The sequence below is a fragment of the Candidatus Berkiella cookevillensis genome, assembly GCF_001431315.2.
Taxonomy (GTDB): Bacteria; Pseudomonadota; Gammaproteobacteria; order Berkiellales; family Berkiellaceae; genus Berkiella_A; species Berkiella_A cookevillensis.
The window spans coordinates 1,586,767-1,604,627 of the sequence record NZ_LKHV02000001.1 but is presented as its reverse complement, the minus strand read 5'-3'; the positions used below and the strand labels follow the sequence as shown (position 1 = coordinate 1,604,627).

The window sequence follows — 17,861 nt, the reverse complement described above, 5'->3', positions numbered from 1 at the left end:
ATGGATGAGATGTTGTATGTAACGATGAGTGGGGCAGAAAACACTTTCTATGCACAAAGTGTGAATGCCAATAACTTGGCTAATGCCAGTACAACAGCCTTCAAGGCAGATCTTGCGCAATTTCGTAGCATGCCCGTGTTTGGAGATTCGCTCCCTTCACGGGTCTATGCTTTAACAGAAAAAGCAGCAACAGACTTTAGTCCCGGTGCTTTGATTCCAACAGGCAGAGATCTTGATATGGCAATCAAAGGAGAAGGTTGGTTTACCGTTTTAAATGGACAAAATAAAGAAGCTTACATGCGAAATGGTAGTTTGAAACTCGATCAAGATGGTAAATTGTTAACGGAAAATGATTTAGCTGTGATGGGTGAGGGTGGTGAAATATTTATTCCACCAGCTCAAAAAATTGAAATCGGTATTGATGGTACGGTGAGTTATGTGCCATTGGGTTCCTCCACCAATACGCAAGTTGTGCTCGATCGAATCAAGCTGGTACGCCCAGATATTAAAAATCTTGAAAAGAAAGAAGATGGATTAATTTACACAAAAGATAATGCAACACTCGAAAGAGATATTTCGGTTACGCTTAGTTCAGGCTTTCTTGAAGCAAGCAATGTGAATGCGGTAGAGTCCATTGCCAATATGATTTCTTTAGCTAGACAATTTGAAATTCAATTAAAATTGATGAAACAAGCTGAGCAAAATGACGAAGCTTCTACATCAATCTTAACGGTATCGTAAATTTAAAAAAATAATATATATCGCCTAGAGAGTTGGCGCATATATCAAGGAGTGAATCATGCATCCAGCACTTTGGATCAGTGTAACAGGCTTAGAAGCACAGAACACAGATATTAGAGTTATTTCTAATAACTTGGCAAACGTGAGCACAACAGGTTATAAAAAGAGCAGAGCTGTTTTTGAAGATTTATTATATCAAAATGTTCGCCAGCCTGGTGGTCAATCTACTGAAAATACCGAGTTACCTTCTGGTTTAATGTTGGGTACAGGTGTAAAAACACTTGCAACACAAAAAATATTTAGTCAAGGATCAGTGATTAATACTCAAAACCAATTGGATTTGGCAATCAATGGCAAAGGTTTTTTTCAAATCACACGTCCAGATGGCACCATTGCTTATACAAGAGACGGTTCCTTTCAATTGAACAGTCAGGGACAAATAGTGACCGGCAATGGTTATTTGTTAGATCCTAATATTACTGTTCCAGATGATACCGTTAGTATTACTATTGGTACAGATGGCATAGTGTCAGTCTTAACACAAGGTAATAATACACCTCAACAAATTGGTAACATAGAAATTTCTGATTTTATCAATCCCGCAGGTTTGCAACCAATAGGTGAAAATCAATACACCGAAACAGCAGCGAGTGGCACACCTACAACAGGTACTCCAGGCTTAACAGGATTAGGAAGTCTTGCCCAAGGATCGTTAGAGAGTTCGAATGTCAATGTGGTAGAAGAGCTGGTGCGACTGATTCAAACACAAAGAGCTTATGAAATGAACGCAAAATCAGTTGAAACAGTGGATGGTATGTTGCGATATCTCTCACAAAATTTATAAAATAGGATGTAATATGATTAGACAGGGATTCGTTGTTTTGAGCATGCTTGGATTAGTCGGATGTGCACATTTTGATAGCCCGAACGATCCAAACTTTGCACCTGTTATGCCAGAAGTGCGTAAACCACTCACACCTGATATGGGATCGATTTATCATCCGGGTCTAGGCTTGTCATTGTATGAGGATATTAAAGCGCATCAGATTGGTGACATTATTACCGTTATTTTTAATGAAAAGATGGACGCTTCTAAATCTGCTGATTCGAAGCTGAAAAAAGAATCTGATGCAACCATTCTTAATCCCACATTATTAGGAACGACTGCAGATTTTAGTTTACCTAAGCAATTGCCTATTCCTTTAAGTACCACAGATAATTTAAATCTTGCAACAAGTATTGATGCCAAACGTGAGTTTAAAGGTGAGGCAGATGCGGCACAAAAGAATAAATTAACAGGTAAAATCACCGTGATGGTAACACAAGTTTTGCCAAATGGTAATTTATATGTGCGAGGGGAAAAATGGATTAACATTAATCATGGTGATGAATTTATACGTGTGGCTGGTATTGTAAGACCACAAGATATTCATCCTGATAATACCATTGAATCAGATAGAATTGCCGATGCACGTATATCTTATAGTGGCCGCGGCTCATTAACAAATACATCTAAGCCAGGATGGATAACTAAAATTGTGAGCAGTTCTCTATGGCCATTGTAATTTTCATATATGAATTTTGAGATAGGATAAGCAATGATTAAGAAAATTTTGATGAGTGCCTTTGTTGTATTGTTTTCAGTACAAAGCCATGCTGCACGCGTTAAAGACATTGCATCCATACAAGGTGTACGTTCCAATCAATTGGTTGGTTATGGTTTGGTTGTTGGTTTGAATGGCACAGGTGATACAGAATCTTTTACGAAGCAATCTTTTAAAAGCATGCTCAATAAATTAGGGGTGACCATTCCACCAGATGTAAATCCTTCTATTAAAAATGTTGCGGCAGTTGCTTTAAACGGTACGTTGCCTGCCTTTGCAAAACCTGGTCAAACTCTGGATGTAACAGTTTCATCCTTAGGTAACGCCAAAAGTTTAAGAGGTGGAACCTTGCTCTTAGCACCACTCAAAGGGGCAGATGGTAATATTTATGCAGTTGCACAAGGCAATCTTATTGTAGGTGGCTTGTCCGCAGAAGGTAATGATGGTTCTAAGGTAACAGTGAATGTACCTGTTGTAGGCAGAATTCCTAATGGTGCAATGGTAGAACGAGGCGTGCCTAGCCCATTCTTCCTGACTGATCATGTTATTTTTAATCTAAATCAATCTGATTTTACTTCTGCGAGACGTGTTTCTGAAATGATTAATCAGTATGTAGGACCTAAAACGGCTGTGGCGTTGGATGGCACTTCTATTAAAGTATTGGTACCTGAAGATATAGAAACAAAAGTTGCTTTTATTTCTGCCATAGAAAACTTAGAGGTTGCGCCTGGCGTTGTTCCTGCACGCATTATTGTTAACTCCAGAACAGGCACAATCGTGATTGGCAAAAATGTTACTGTGGGACCCGCTGCAATTTCTCATGGTAATTTAACAGTTACTATTAGTGAAACCAAATCAGTTTCACAACCCAATTCTTTAAGTGGTGGCGTTACAACACCTGTGGATAGATCTGAGGTGGTTGTTTCTCAAGATAAAAATAGAATGTTTTTATTAGAACCAGAAGCGTCGCTTGATTCGATCGTAGATGCAATCAATAAAGTAGGGGCAGCACCCAGCGATTTGATGGCAATATTAGAAGCGTTGAAGCAAGCGGGTGCCTTAAACGCAAATATTGAAATTATCTAAAAGTGAGTAATATGGATATTAAACGCGCTGATACTTTTAATTATTATGATATGAGTGCTTTAAAGCAATTTGAAAAGCAAGCCGGCAACAATAAAGAAGATTTGGCGGTTGTGGCAAAGCAATTAGAATCTGTATTTCTTGAGATGGTATTAAAGAGTATGCGAGAGGCAGATGAGTGTCTCAAATCAGAGCTATTTGACAGCGATTCTGAAGATATGTACAGAGATATGTATGATAAGCAGCTTGTTTTATCTTTATCCGAAACGCAGTCAATTGGTTTGCAAGATGTGATTATGAGACAGTTACAGGGACAAGTTGGCTCAGATAAGTAGGTAACAAATGAGTGATTTATTAGGCATTGCATCCTCAGGTTTACAGGCTATACAAAAAGCCTTAAATACAACCTCTCATAATATTAGCAACGTGAATACGCCGGGATACAGTCGGCAAGTTGAAACTTTTGTCACGCGTCCTGCTGACAAAATAGGTTCTGGATATATTGGAACAGGTGTGTCTGCCTTATCTACACGTCGGATTGTCGATCAATTTACAATTGATGCACTTCGTACCCAGACAAGCAATGCCAATGAATTAGAAACACTTGCAAATTTATTAGGTGAATTAGATGGTCTCTTAGCAGATCCAAATACAGGGGTTGTACAAGGTTTTAATAATTTCTTTTTAAGCCTTCAAGATCTGAATAACACGCCGAACTCAATTCCTGCACGACAACTTTTTATTTCTCAAGTAAATATGCTTGCCGGTAGGTTTAATGATGTTTATGGACAACTTCAATCTCAACTGTCTGGCACCGATCAGAAAATTGGTTTTATTACGACAGAAATAAATTCTCTTGCTCAGAATATTGCGAGTCTTAATGCAAAAATTGGTGGTAACAGCGCTTCTGGCCAACCTAACGATCTATTAGATCAACGAGACCAGTTATTATCTGAACTATCAAAATATGTGAGTGTTTCAAGCATACAAGATACAGATGGTTCAATAAATGTGTTTATTGGTAGCGGTTTGCCTCTTGTAATGGGCGGCGTGGCAAGCACCTTAGGAACCCAGCTCAACAGTATCGATCCTTCAAAAAAAGATGTAGTACTTACCACGCCGTATTCAAATCAGATTATTACGAACAATATATCTGGTGGGCAAATGGGCGCTCTTTTATCAATGAGAGATTCTGTTTTAACGACAACGATTAATGCAATGGGGCGTTTAGCCATTACAATTGCAAGCGCAATGAATGATCAGCATAGCTTGGGTATTGACTTAAATGGTGCTCAAGGCGGGCTTGTCTTTTCTGATGTTAATTCGATAGATGCCATCAGAAATAGAAGTATAGCGAGCACCAGCAATACAGGTAATGCAATTTTAAATGTTTCTATTAATGATATTAATAATCCATCGAAACCACCCTATGAGGTGTTTTCTTCTGACACAAATATTATTGACACTTCATCTTTACTGAGCCTGCAAACTGGGAACATGACACTTAATGGCATTTCAATAAGAGCCGCAACAATGGCCGATGATAGTGTATCAAGTGCTGGGAATACGGGGAGTGCCATTGCAATTGCTGCGGCGATTAATTCGCGCTCTACACAGCATGGTGTGACAGCTACAGCGCAGCCAAATGTGGTTTACTTAGGGCAATTTACAGCCGGAGCATTTGCTGCGGGTGACTTTAGTATCAATGGTGTGAATATTGTCACAACGGGAGCAGATGAAGCTACATTACTTCAAGATATTAATGCCTTGAGTGCGCAAACGGGTGTCCGAGCGATTGGCGATGGAAATTCAAATATTTCATTGATTGCACAAGATGGCAGAAATATTCAACTCACGAGTGATGTAGGCACGCCTGTTGCAACCTTTGCAAATTTTGATACAAGCAGTGCGATAGCGCTTGATAAAATACAGCGTGCGGGTGTGGAATTGTCATCAACCCAATCCATTAAAATTACGGGAAACAATTTATCCTCTATTGGTTTTAATAGCGGCACAACACCTACTGAAAATTCAGGTTTAACACTTGATAATTACAGTTTGTCCTTTGATGGCACATTTTATACCTTAAGACGTCAGTCTGATGATTCTGTTGTTGTTCAATCTACCTCTTCAACGATGAAAGTAGATGGGATGACCATATCGGTTGAATCAGGCAGCATGAATATCGGTGATGGTTTTGCTATTTTGCCAACCAGAAATGCCGCTATAGAAATAAAAGCAATCATTAAAGATCCAAAGCAACTTGCATTAGCCTATCCTGTAGCAACCTCGGCTTCTTTAAATAATACTGGTACAGGAATAATGAAGGTTAGCAATGTGGTGGATACCTCGGGCACACCTGCATCTACTGCATCTAGATTGGGAAATGCTTTTCAAACAGCCAAACAATTAAGTCCGCCTATCCAAATTGAATTTATCTCTGACACTGTATTTAGAGTTTATAATGTTGGAAATGGTTTTCCAGGTGTGCAAATTGGTCCTGATCAGATCTATGATCCTTCTTCGGGCACACATGAAGTTTTTCCCATCAGTGGTGTCGTAGACAATTCTTTACCAGGTCCGAACTCAACTTATGTTTATGATCCAGGCTATAGAATATCATTAGAAGGGGTTCCAAAATCTGGTGATATTTTTAGTATTGGCTTTAATCAAGACGGCAGTGGTGATAATCGTAATAGTATCAAAATGTTGGGAATACAGCTCGATAAACTTATTAGTGGTGGTCATGCAACCTTGCAAGACAGCCTTTCACAATCAGTAAGTGATATTGCATCTCAGGCCAGCCAAGCTTCAACCAATTCTGAAGCCAGCAAAAGTTTCTTAGATGCATTAGAAACAAGAAGAAATAACATATCAGGTGTAAACTTAGAGGAAGAGGCAGCTAACTTGTTGAGATTTGAGCAGAGTTATCAAGCCATTGCACAATTATTTTCTGTTGCTCGTAGTCTCTTTGATACTTTAATTGGAGCGTTTAGTAGATAAATGAGAATTTCAAGCATAGAATATTTTCAAAGAAGTGTAGAAGGAATGTTGAATCAGCAATCTAAGCTGAGCCAACTTCAATCCAAAGCGTCTTTAGGCAAAAAAATCATAAAGCCATCTGACGATCCCATTGGTGCATCTCGTGCATTGCAGCTGAGGCAAGATATATTAAGAGTTGAACAATATAGCAAAAACTCTAATTCAGCTAAATCAAGCCTTGAATTTGAAGAATCAGTTTTGCAAAGTATTACAAATAATTATCAAAGATTGAGAGAGTTGGCTATTTCAGCAAACAATGGTTCTTTATCAAGCACTGAGCGCGATGCTATTTCAAATGAAATGCAGGTTATTTTAGGTGATATGGAGTCGTTGGCAAATTCTAAAAATGGTAATGGCGAATATATTTTTTCTGGTTTCAAAACATTGACACAGGCTATTTCCAAATCCTTATCTGGTGATTATGTATTTCAGGGTGATGAAGGGCAAAGAACAATACAATTGAATGATGCAAGTTTTATTGAATCAAATGATACGGGCAAGACACTTTTTTTTAACTTGACAACTTCTTCATTGGATTTAAATACAAGTCGTGGCATTGCTTCTATTACCACAGCAAGTTCAGGTTTAGTCAATGCTGGTACTTTGCCATCATTAGATGTCGGTGATTTAATGATTAATAATATTGCCATCTCTGCGGCAATTTCCGATGGTCTTTCTTCAACAGATGCAGCACGTAGTGGCATTGCTATAGCGACTGCTATTAATACAAGTTATTCAGAACATGGTGTTCATGCTATTGTTAATGAGAATATGGTGAATTTGGGTATTTTTAATAGTCAACCGATTACCTCTGGTCAGTTTGTATTAAATGGCGTGACAATTACAGATACGACAGGCACAGAAGCCTCCTTAATGAACAGTATTAATAATCAAAGTGAGACAACAGGGGTTATTGCAACTCAGCCAGGAGGCGTGGGCACAGCCATTATTTTAGTGGCTGGTGACGGTAGAAATATTCAGCTTCAAACAGCGGGTGGTGCAGCTGCGAGTTTTGGTAATTTTGATCTGAGCGCAGGAGCCTTGAACCAAGTCTCAAGAGCGACGGTCACACTACGCAGTAATCAGAGTATTAATATACAAGGTGCATTGCCTAGTGATATTGGGTTAAGTGCTGGATCTATTAATACTTCAACCAATAGTGGCGACGCCGTCTTTAGTGCTGCAAAAGTAGTGGGTGTACCGCACAATCTTAATGAAACTTATTCTATTATCTTTAATGCGGGTGGCACATCCTTTGATATTGTTGCGGATTCAAACCCAAATCAACCCTTATCCGGTTATGATGATATTACATACATTCCAGGTCAAGAAATTGAGTTTAATGGCCTAAGATTATCGATTACAGGAGAACCAAATGCTGGTGATGTTTTTAATGTGGAAATCAAACAAGTGCCAACACAAAATATTTTCACAAGCACCAAAAATATTTCGGACAATATTAAAGTATTGGGCAATGATCCGGCTCGATTAGATTATGAGATCGGTGTCTTTCTTAACAGTTTGGAAAGTGCAGAATCCTCACTCAATAATGTGAGAGCGCAGATTGGTGCTCGATTAAATGTGATTGACTCATTAAATCAAAATAATGACAACATTAAGTTCATTGCTCAAGAAGCATTAAGTAAGATTGAAGATTTAGATTACGCAGAAGCTGTATCACTTTTATCACAGATGACGCTATCGCTTCAAATATCTCAGCAAACATTTGCGCGTATTCAATCCTTGTCTTTGTTTAATTTCTTATAGAAACTGACTTAAACATAACATTTTTCATTTCCTTCATTGCAGAATCTTTTGCACTGCATGTCTATACATTTTATTTTTATATTTTAAATTAAATATTTTTTTATAAATCTCTAAACCTTTAAAAAAATGTGTCGATACTATGGGCTGGGAGCGGTAAATATAGCCGATTTTGGGTGTATATCCGCTAAGATTATTAAAGCAGCGATGCTTTTTTTAGGAGCAATCATAATGGCACAGGTTATTAATACGAATTTAGCATCATTAAACGCACAAAAGAATTTGTCGCGTTCTGGTGAGGCATTATCAACGTCTTTACAAAGACTGTCATCAGGTTTACGCATTAACAGTGCAAAAGATGATGCTGCGGGACTTGCAATTAGTACCCGTTTTACATCACAAATCAAAGGCTTGACACAGGCATCTCGTAATGCGAATGACGCTATTTCTTTAGCGCAAGTGTCTGAAGGTGCTTTACAAGAAGTAACGAACATTTTGCAACGTATGAGAGAGCTGGCTATTCAATCAGCCAATGGCACGAACTCTGCTTCCGATCGTGCTGCTTTACAAGGTGAAACAAATCAATTGAAACAAGAAATGTCACGTGTTGCAAACACCACAACTTTCAACGGATTGAAAATTTTAAATGGTGATTTACAAAATGCACTTTTCCATGTAGGTGCTGAAGCAAATCAAACCATTTCAGTATCTATTAGAGATACACGTTCTACTGCATTAGGTACGAACTCAGTAAAAACAAATAATGCGCAAGGCTTAGAAGGTGCAACCCATAAAGAATTATATGTGGGTGTGGCAGGTGGTGCAGGTGGGGCTGCATTAGGTGCTGAAGTCGGTGCTGCGCAAGCGAACGCTGCAACCAATGGTTACAGTGTATCTAACTTTACCATCACCAATGTAAATAGTGCTGGTGTGTCAACAACGCAAACAGTCGCTGTGGCAGCAAATGATGAAGCAAGTACAATTGCTGCTAATCTGAGTGCTGCAACAGGTGTTGAAGCACGTGCTTTCAACCAAGTTACTGTTAGTAATTTGGCAACCATGAACGCAGCAACCAACATTACCTTAGAAGGCCAAGTGATTTCTAGTGGTGCAACAACAACAGCTGACTCAATGGCAACCGCTATTAATGCAAACGCTACCTTGCAAGGTGCGGGTATCTATGCGGTTAGCAATGGTACAAGCTTAGATGTATTTGCCTTAGATGGTCGCGATTTAAGCTTTGCAAGCACCGCAGGTACAGGTGTGTTTGATATGGTTGGTTTAGATGGTGCTGCTGCTACAACCTTAGTTGCAACACAAGCAACAACCTTTGGTGGCAGAGTCGATATCTTAATGGATCAAGGCTATTCAATATCTTCTGATACCGATTCTATTATCAGCAATACAACCGCAACTACGGTTGCTGTGGGTAATGGTTCTATTAATGACTTTGTAAATAGCACAACCAATACTGCAAACAATCTAAGCAATAACGTTGGTGCGCAAGTGTTGACGATTGTTGGTAGTAACGGTTCTGATACTGTGAATGTTTCTGCAGGACAAGCTGCCGATAGTATTGCTGCCGCTGTAAATGCGATTGCAGGAACAACAGGGGTTACTGCTTCTGCTACAACCTCATTGACATTATCTGATCTATCAGCAGATGGTACTGTGTCTTTCAACCTATATGGTGATAATGCGACAGAGGCTGCTGTTGTTGCAACCGTTACAACAGGTGATATGACTGCACTTGTGAAATCAATCAATGATGTTGCGGGTACCACAGGTATCACTGCTGCAATTGGTAGTAGCAATGCTGAGATTGTGTTAACACACAGTACAGGTAAAGACATTGCTATTGAAAACTTTAAGCACAGTGCTGCTGTAGACTATGCTTCACCTGATGTGACGGTTGTTTCTGGTACAGGTAGCACACAGTCTGCTGCTGTTGAACAATCCATTCGTGTTACAGGTAATGCAGCCAATAATAGCGGTGGTGAAGCTGTATCACTCTTTGATGGTGGTGCAAGAACAAACTTTGACTCAACCGTTGTGGGCGGTGAAATATCTTTCAACTCAGCCAGTGCTTTCAACGTAACCTCTGATATTTCAGGCTCTGCTTCTACAGGCACATCATTGTTTGCAGGTGCAGTGGGTTCAGCAAATTCATCTACTTTAAGTGACGTTGGTCAGATTGATATTGGAACACAAGCGGGTGCAAATGCTGCAATCGATGTTATCGATGGTGCATTAGACCAAATCAGTGGTGTTCGTGCGCAGTTAGGTGCTGTACAAAACAGATTTTCAAGCACTATTTCTAATATTGCAAATGGTATTGAAAATATGGAAGCAGCAAGATCTCGTATTTTAGATGCGGATTTTGCGCAAGAAACAGCTGCTTTAACCAAAGCACAAATCTTACAACAAGCGGGTATCGCGATTTTGTCTCAAGCAAATCAAGTGCCTCAGAATGTGTTAGGTTTGTTACGATAATCATTGAAGAAGAACGGGGGGAAACCCCCGTTTTTTTATTGGAAAAAAATAGCTATGACAGATGCTAAAAAACACAATCTTTCAGAAAATACGCAAGAGAAATCGCGGAAAAAACTGTCGTTGTTAGGTCATTCTTTGCCGATTCTTCAAACAAAAAGCAATAGGGATGACTGCTTTGATTTGATTAAACTAGATCTTTCTGCAGAAGCGCCTAAAAATAAAAGCAGTAATGGTGAGATACAAATCAGCCGATGCTATCAATTAGATATAGATAAAAATTCTGGAAAATCAAAGATAAATATTTTTAATCATGTAAACAATGAAATAATTCGTGAAATCGAGAATGTGGATTTTATTGACTTGGTCTATAAGTTGCATAATTAATGTGTAAATACTCAAAGAGAAGAAGACACTATGGCGGTAACAACATCTGGCCTAGGTTCTGGCATTGACATAAGGCAACTCGTTGATGACATGTTGGCTGCGGAAGGTAAAAGCAAAGCAGCAAAATTTAATAGTGATGAAGCAAAAGTACTTTCTAAAATCACAGCTTATGGAACATTAAGAGGTGTATTGTCTGATTTTCAGAGCACATTAGCAAATCTAAAGAGTCCGTCAAAATTCCAAGGCAGAATTGCAATTTCTGCTGATGAAAGTAAATACACAGCGACAGCCAGCGCTGTGGCTGCAAAAGGGAGTTATTCTGTAGAAGTTACGCAGTTAGCGAAAAATCACAAACTCAGCAGCGCTGCCTTTAGTAATCCTGATGAAATTCTCGGAACAGGCTCCCTAAAATTTAAAATTGGAAGCGTTGAGCATACTTTTTCGATAACAAGTGCTGATCAGACACTCAAAGGGGTTGTTAAACGTATTAATGAGACTTCTACGACAACAGGCATCAGTGCAACAATTGTCACTTCTGATACGGGGTCGAAAATTATGTTCTCATCGAATGAAACAGGAGAAAACAAAATATTTACTGTTTCTGCTGTATCTGATGGAGATGGTAATAATACCGACAATGCTGGGCTGTCACGTTTAAGCTCAGATTATTTAGATATCACTCAAGCAGGTAGTGATTCAACCGTGATTATTGATGGTTCAATAATCACCAGCTCAAGTAACACCGTTGAGAATGCGATTGATGGTGTCACATTAACCTTAAAAGAAACAAATATTGCAGACCCAAAGTTACTAACGGTTAATCTTGATAAAAATTCCGCAATTAATTCAATTCAAAGCTTTGTAAATAGTTATAACAAAATGATTGAAACAATCAACGATCTTAAAAAGTCTGGGACAGAAGGCTCTTTGTCTGCCTCGGGTGATTTGGTTGGCGATGCTACTTTGAGAAATCTTGAAATACAAATTCGTCGAGAAATTTCTAGCGCAGTTTCTACAGGAGCAGGTGGCGTTAGTACACTCGCAGAAATGGGTATTACCAGTGATAGATACACTGGAAAATTAATGATTGATAACTCAAAATTAACAAGTGTACTCGATACACAATTTGATAATGTGGGTACACTTTTTGCTAAAAGTGAAACAGGTGTTGCTATCAAATTAAATGCGCTTTTTGATAATTATCTTAAAAGCTCTGGGATTTTGGAGTCAAGAACAACTGGCTTGAATTCAACCATAGCTGGCATTGATGAGAAAAGAGAGCGCTTAGAACTGCATTTACAAAACTTGGAAAAACGATTGCTTTCTCAATTTATTGCAATGGATAGTATTGTTGCCAATTTAAAATCAACCAGTGATTTTTTAAGCCAGCAGCTTTCAAGTTTACCCGATCCATTAGCGTATAAAAAATAACCCTTAGGAGTTTACCGTGAATCATGCGCATGCATTAAAAGCCTATCAGTCCGTTTCTAATGAATCTGAAAAATTAGAGACAGATCCCTATAAAATTATTGCAATACTTATGAATAATGCATTATTAGCCTTAGATAATGCAAAAACAGCGATGACAGCTCATCATATAGAAGAAAAGGGACGAAATATAAGTCTTGCAATTTCCTTAATTGATGGCCTCAATGCAAGCTTGGATACACAGCAAGGCGAAATGGCAGAAAATCTTGCAAAATTATACGATTATATGATGCGTCGGTTGGTTGAGGCTAACTTGCATAATCAAGAATCTATCCTGGAGGAAATTCGAGGCCTTTTGTTTGAGATAAAAGAAAGCTGGGATGCAATTAACCCTCATGCATAGCCTTCATCCACGACGCTTCACAGAAAGGGAGAGGAGGGCTGCGTCTTCTTGTAAGCCTAATGTACTGTGACTAAAACCATAAGGGAGTCGCTATGTCTTCAACAGATCTTTATCAACGATACAAAGAGAAGCTTGAACAGATTAACGTTCAGATTGCTAAAGGCCCTGATTCTGTGACAGATGATATGATCGTCGCTTTTCATCGTGATTCTATAGAATATGTATTAAATGAAATGAACGTAAAGGGTGAGGATTTACAGTATATGCTAGGCCTTGTCGTCAATGTCTTACAATATGTTGAGCAAAGGAAACATAGCATTGAAAATGATTTGTGTCAGATAAGAGCGATAGGAATAGCCAAGAATAACTATCAAAAACAGATGAAGTAATTGAGTATATTGGTGTTACATAAGATGAATATCGCCCAACCTTCTGTAGGATAATATCTGTAGAGAGGTATTTTGCATAACCGCCGATTGCACAAGAACAGATAACCTATTTGCATAAAAAACTGCCTTAGGTATATCAAATGCCAGTGATTTTCAAAAAATGTCAAAAATATTCGACTATTTTCGACAATAATTTGACATACCCAGTGATTATTAGCTATTAATTAACTTAAGCGCAGTTAAGAATAATATTTACTCTGTAATTATATAGTATTAAATATAAATATAGTAATAGCTCTATAATTCATAGGCTCAACGGATTCAATAATAGGATTGCGACGACATGGAAAGTTACACAGTGCAAGAACTCAGCGGTAACAGCAGTCAAATCTTAGAAATTAAAGCAATGATTCAGAAAGTAGCACATACCGAAGTGAATGTTTTTATCACTGGCGAGTCTGGGACAGGTAAAGAAATTGCTGCACGCTGCCTGCATATGATGTCAAACAGACGAAACAAACCCTTTATTCCTGTCAATTGTGGTGCAATCCCTCATGAATTACTTGAGAGTGAGTTGTTTGGTCATGAGAAAGGGGCTTTTACGGGAGCTATCAGCACACGCAAAGGTCGATTTGAATTGGCGGATGGTGGTACTATTTTTCTGGATGAAATTGGCGATATGCCTCTTAATATGCAGGTTAAAATCCTACGCGTGATTCAGGAGCGTGTTTTTGAGCGTATTGGTAGCAATCAATCTTTGAAATCAAATGTACGAATTATTGCTGCGACGCACAGAAATTTAGAGGATGGTATTAAGCAAGGGGTTTTTCGTGAAGATTTATTTTATAGGTTAAATGTGTTCCCCATTGAAATGCCTTCCTTGCGCTCAAGAAAAGAAGATGTGCCTATCATTATTAATCATTTGATTAGCAGATTATCTAAAGAACTAAAATCAGAAATATCTTTAACCAGCCAATGTATTAGCCATTTACAAAATTGTGAATGGAAGGGTAATATTAGAGAATTATCTAATTTGATTGAGCGTTTATTTGTTCTGTACCCTAATCAAACCATTGATGCAGGGCAGTTACCCGAAAAATACAGAGGGCAAGGGATCAAAAAAGAGCTTGGTAATGTTGCTGAAGTCACACAATCTAAAATCGAACAATTGAGTCAAACCATTTTGGTGTCTCCGGCCTCTGTAAAAACAGATGACAGTATTGATTTAAAAGAGGTGCTTAATAATATTGAAAAGGCATATATTATGGATGCTTTAAATAAATCAAATGGGGTTGTTGCACACGCTGCTAAACTATTAAAAATTAGACGTACAACCTTGGTTGAAAAAATTAGAAAGTATCATTTGCTAAAAGATCAAGCGGCATAATCGCTTTTGCATTATGGCTTTAGAGATTGTTGATATTTGAGTCCCACCTTAATGCCTACGTGCCGCGGCTTGTCCGCGGTATCCAGTTTTCATGACAAATTTTGTGACAGAGAGCAGGCTACGCCCTAATACCAGTCACTTAAGAAATGAACGAAGTGAATGATTATCTTCCCTTAGAATTAAGGGAAGAGGCTCAACGAGAGTGAGCAGATGGATTTTTTTAAATCTATGTTTTAAAATCCCTCCGCCGCAGACGGCGACTCCCTTTGATTCCAAAGGGAGTATACGGCGCTTTGCGCCACTGAGGAATAACGCATTAACAAACATGCACGTTCATTTCCTAAAACTACTTTTTATCTCCAAGTAATCATTTCGTCAAATGATTGACAAATATACGCAAGCATTTGTCTAATCCATTGAAAAATAATGATTTTTGATTGTGGCATCAAAATTGCTTTTAAATCAGTAATCATTTGCATGACGAAAATAGACATGTTAAATACAAAAAATAATAGACTAGCCATCAGCGAAACAGACATTTCAATTTTAAGTGAAATACCCTTGGCGATTATTCTGTTGCGAGCTGATGGTATTATTTATTATTGCAATCCTATGGCACAAAATTTATTGGGCATTGAGCTTATCAATCGAAGCTGGATGACGGTGATTCAAGAATGTTTATCAAGCATCTCTGAGGGCGGGCACTTAATCACACTCAAAAATAATAAAAAGATATCGGTTGCAACCCAATCTATTACGAATTTAAATCTTCAAGCCTTGGTTTTGTCTGATGTGACAGACATTAAAAGAGAATCTGATCAGGTACACACCCTAAATAGCTTGCGCTCAATTAATCATATTTCATCAATATTAGCTCATCAACTTAAAACACCTTTAACCACGGCCTTTGTATATCTATCGTCTTTAAAAAAACAATTAAAAGATAATAAAGATATTTTTTCTTTGATGGAAAAAGTAGGCGTGCAACTGAATACCATTAAGTCATTAATTGAAACTGAATTAGCAATATTTAAAAGCAATGATATCAAAGTAGAAAAAATAAATTTACAAACATTACTTTTAGATTTGATTGAGACTTACAAAGATACTTTTAAAACAATAAATTTTTCTTATTATGCAGAATCATTAGACAATAATTTTGATATTTTAGGCAATAAACTTTCTCTTTTAAGTGGAATACAAAATATTATTGATAATGCAATAGAAGCAAGTCATGCCAAAGGGCAAATTGATATAAGTCTCATTCAAGAGAGTAATGCTTTGGTGATAAAAGTAGTTGATTATGGGGATGGTATTCGCTCAGATAATATTAAACAGATTGAAAAAACACATTTTACAACCAAAAAAGGTGGTTCTGGTTTAGGCATTCCTGTTGCAAAAGCAATATTTGAAGCACATCAAGGAACGCTGATTTTCTCTAGTAATACAGATTGTACCATTTTTTCTATTAATTTACCTAAAACGGCTAATATAAAATGAATAATAAAGTACTAATCATTGAAGATGATGCTGATTTGCTAGAGGCAATTTCATCTGGATTGACTTATGAAAAATACTCAGTTGAAACAGCTTGTAATAGCGCTACGGCACTCGAAAAAATTCAAAGCAATCATTTTAATATCATTTTATCAGATGTTCAATTACCAGATGAAAATGGTTTGGATTTTTTATCTGTGCTCAAAGAAAAAAATGTGCAAACACCCATTATTTTTATGACAGCACATGCCACTGTTAAAGATGCAGTCTATGCCTTGCAAAATGGTGCCAGCGATTATATCACTAAGCCATTTGAGCTGAATGATCTCATTGAAAAAATGAGTACTAAAATTTTAGAAGATACGACTGAGATATATAAAGAAAAACGTTCTGATCAAAAAATGGATGATGTTTATCAACTTGCCAAACAAGTTGCGCAAACAAATGCAACCGTTCTTTTAAGCGGAGAAAGTGGAACGGGCAAAGAAGTTATTGCCAGATACATTTATGATAATTCCTCTAGAAATACAAAGCCTTTTTTAGCTATAAATTGTGCAGCTATCCCTGACAATATGCTAGAAGCATTATTATTTGGTTATGAAAAAGGTGCATTTACAGGGGCGCATCAAGCCAGCGAAGGAAAATTTGAGCAAGCCAATGGTGGTACTTTATTATTAGATGAAGTAAGCGAAATGCCGCTTGGACTACAAGCCAAAATTTTGAGAGTTTTGCAAGAGAAAGAAGTTGAGCGCTTGGGGAGTAAAAAAGCAATTGCGCTTGATGTTCGTATTATTGCAACGACAAATAAAGATTTGAAATTGGCAGTTGCAAAAAATGAGTTTAGAGGCGATCTGTATTTTAGATTAAATGTATTTCCTATCAGCTTGCCACCCTTGCGTAATAGAAAAAATGATATTATTCATTTTGCTTCTTATTTTGTTGAAAAATATAGTCAATCACAAATATGCACATTGAGCGAAAGAGCATTAAATAAACTACTCGGCTATCGTTGGCCAGGTAATGTGCGTGAATTAGAAAATGTGATTCAAAGAGCTTGCATTGTATCACAGTCTGATATTATTCTGCCGGAGCATATCTTTCTAGAAGAAATAGACATAGAGAAAGATGGTTGTGCTAAATCCGTTGAATTATCTGAAACACTTGAATCTACAGAGCATGAGGCCATTTTAGAAAATCTCAAAGCTTTAAATGGTAATCGTACAGAAACAGCAAAATTATTAGGTATTAGTCCTCGTACCTTACGTTATAAGCTTGCAAAGATGAAAGAGCTTGGCTTTAGTATTCCAGGGAGGGAGTCTAAAAATGAATCAAATTGATGCTGGTGATTTATTAGCGAGAATGAGAACTTTGGCAGATATGGCTCAACGTAGTCCAAGTATTGCGCCAGAGACTGTCAAGGAAAATTCTTTTCATTCAATGTTTACAGAAGCTGTGAATGGTGTCAACAACTTATCTGCAAATGCAAGTGATTTGGTTTCTCGATTTGAGATGCATGATCCAAATGTTAATATTACAGAGGTAATGGTAGCGCTTCAAAAAGCCAATCTATCCTTTCAAGCAATGACACAAGTACGTAATCAATTAGTCAATGCTTATCAAGATATAATGAACATGCCTATTTAATT

The 17,861-nt window shown here is 37.7% G+C and carries 16 protein-coding genes; all 16 read left to right on the top strand.

What is annotated here, in order from left to right; all coding sequences use genetic code 11:
- The 16 genes from CC99x_RS06830 (at nt 1) to fliE (ending at nt 17,859) form a co-directional block, all read left to right on the top strand.
- The gene (locus tag CC99x_RS06830; RefSeq protein ID WP_057622378.1) at nt 1–741 is read left to right on the top strand and encodes a flagellar basal-body rod protein FlgF; all 741 of its coding nucleotides are present in this window, start codon (nt 1–3) and stop codon (nt 739–741) included.
- 58 nt (nt 742–799) lie between these two features.
- Nucleotides 800–1,585 carry a flagellar basal-body rod protein FlgG gene (flgG, locus tag CC99x_RS06825; protein ID WP_057622380.1) on the top strand — a complete coding sequence of 262 codons (786 nt, stop codon included), beginning with the start codon at nt 800–802 and terminating at the stop codon, nt 1,583–1,585.
- Nucleotides 1,586–1,598: 13 nt separating this feature from the next.
- The gene (flgH, locus tag CC99x_RS06820) at nt 1,599–2,306 is read left to right on the top strand and encodes a flagellar basal body L-ring protein FlgH (RefSeq protein ID WP_057622382.1); all 708 of its coding nucleotides are present in this window, start codon (nt 1,599–1,601) and stop codon (nt 2,304–2,306) included.
- Between the two features lie 33 nt (nt 2,307–2,339).
- Entirely contained in the window at nt 2,340–3,431 is a 1,092-nt protein-coding gene (locus CC99x_RS06815; RefSeq protein ID WP_057622384.1) for a flagellar basal body P-ring protein FlgI, read from the top strand.
- A gap of 11 nt (nt 3,432–3,442) precedes the next feature.
- The gene (locus CC99x_RS06810; RefSeq protein ID WP_057622385.1) at nt 3,443–3,763 is read left to right on the top strand and encodes a rod-binding protein; all 321 of its coding nucleotides are present in this window, start codon (nt 3,443–3,445) and stop codon (nt 3,761–3,763) included.
- A gap of 7 nt (nt 3,764–3,770) precedes the next feature.
- Complete coding sequence (gene flgK, locus CC99x_RS06805; RefSeq protein WP_057622388.1) at nt 3,771–6,431, top strand: flagellar hook-associated protein FlgK; 2,661 nt, start codon at nt 3,771–3,773, stop codon at nt 6,429–6,431.
- Nucleotides 6,432–8,237, top strand: coding sequence for a flagellar hook-associated protein FlgL (flgL, locus tag CC99x_RS06800; RefSeq protein ID WP_057622390.1), 1,806 nt, complete (start codon nt 6,432–6,434; stop codon nt 8,235–8,237).
- Between the two features lie 228 nt (nt 8,238–8,465).
- On the top strand, nt 8,466–10,727 hold the full coding sequence (locus CC99x_RS12920; RefSeq protein WP_057622392.1) for a flagellin N-terminal helical domain-containing protein: 2,262 nt from the start codon (nt 8,466–8,468) through the stop codon (nt 10,725–10,727).
- Between the two features lie 54 nt (nt 10,728–10,781).
- Nucleotides 10,782–11,111 (top strand): hypothetical protein, encoded by a 330-nt coding sequence (locus CC99x_RS06785; RefSeq protein ID WP_057622394.1) that lies wholly within the window; start codon nt 10,782–10,784, stop codon nt 11,109–11,111.
- A gap of 30 nt (nt 11,112–11,141) precedes the next feature.
- A complete protein-coding gene (fliD, locus tag CC99x_RS06780; RefSeq protein WP_057622396.1) occupies nt 11,142–12,542 on the top strand; it encodes a flagellar filament capping protein FliD in 1,401 nt (466 codons plus the stop codon).
- A 16-nt stretch (nt 12,543–12,558) separates the two neighbouring features.
- Nucleotides 12,559–12,942, top strand: coding sequence for a flagellar export chaperone FliS (gene fliS, locus CC99x_RS06775; protein WP_077065306.1), 384 nt, complete (start codon nt 12,559–12,561; stop codon nt 12,940–12,942).
- 92 nt (nt 12,943–13,034) lie between these two features.
- Nucleotides 13,035–13,331, top strand: coding sequence for a hypothetical protein (locus tag CC99x_RS06770; protein ID WP_057622398.1), 297 nt, complete (start codon nt 13,035–13,037; stop codon nt 13,329–13,331).
- Between the two features lie 343 nt (nt 13,332–13,674).
- Nucleotides 13,675–14,718 carry a sigma-54 interaction domain-containing protein gene (locus CC99x_RS06765; protein ID WP_057622399.1) on the top strand — a complete coding sequence of 348 codons (1,044 nt, stop codon included), beginning with the start codon at nt 13,675–13,677 and terminating at the stop codon, nt 14,716–14,718.
- A 492-nt stretch (nt 14,719–15,210) separates the two neighbouring features.
- Nucleotides 15,211–16,218 carry a sensor histidine kinase gene (locus tag CC99x_RS06760; protein WP_158003174.1) on the top strand — a complete coding sequence of 336 codons (1,008 nt, stop codon included), beginning with the start codon at nt 15,211–15,213 and terminating at the stop codon, nt 16,216–16,218.
- Complete coding sequence (locus CC99x_RS06755) at nt 16,215–17,552, top strand: sigma-54-dependent transcriptional regulator (protein ID WP_057622405.1); 1,338 nt, start codon at nt 16,215–16,217, stop codon at nt 17,550–17,552. The genes CC99x_RS06760 and CC99x_RS06755 overlap by 4 nt, the downstream gene beginning before the upstream one ends.
- Nucleotides 17,539–17,859: a flagellar hook-basal body complex protein FliE gene (fliE, locus tag CC99x_RS06750; RefSeq protein ID WP_057622408.1), complete on the top strand. Its 321-nt coding sequence runs from the start codon at nt 17,539–17,541 to the stop codon at nt 17,857–17,859. Before CC99x_RS06755 ends, fliE begins: the two co-directional genes overlap by 14 nt.
- The last annotated feature ends 2 nt before the right edge of the window (nt 17,860–17,861 follow it).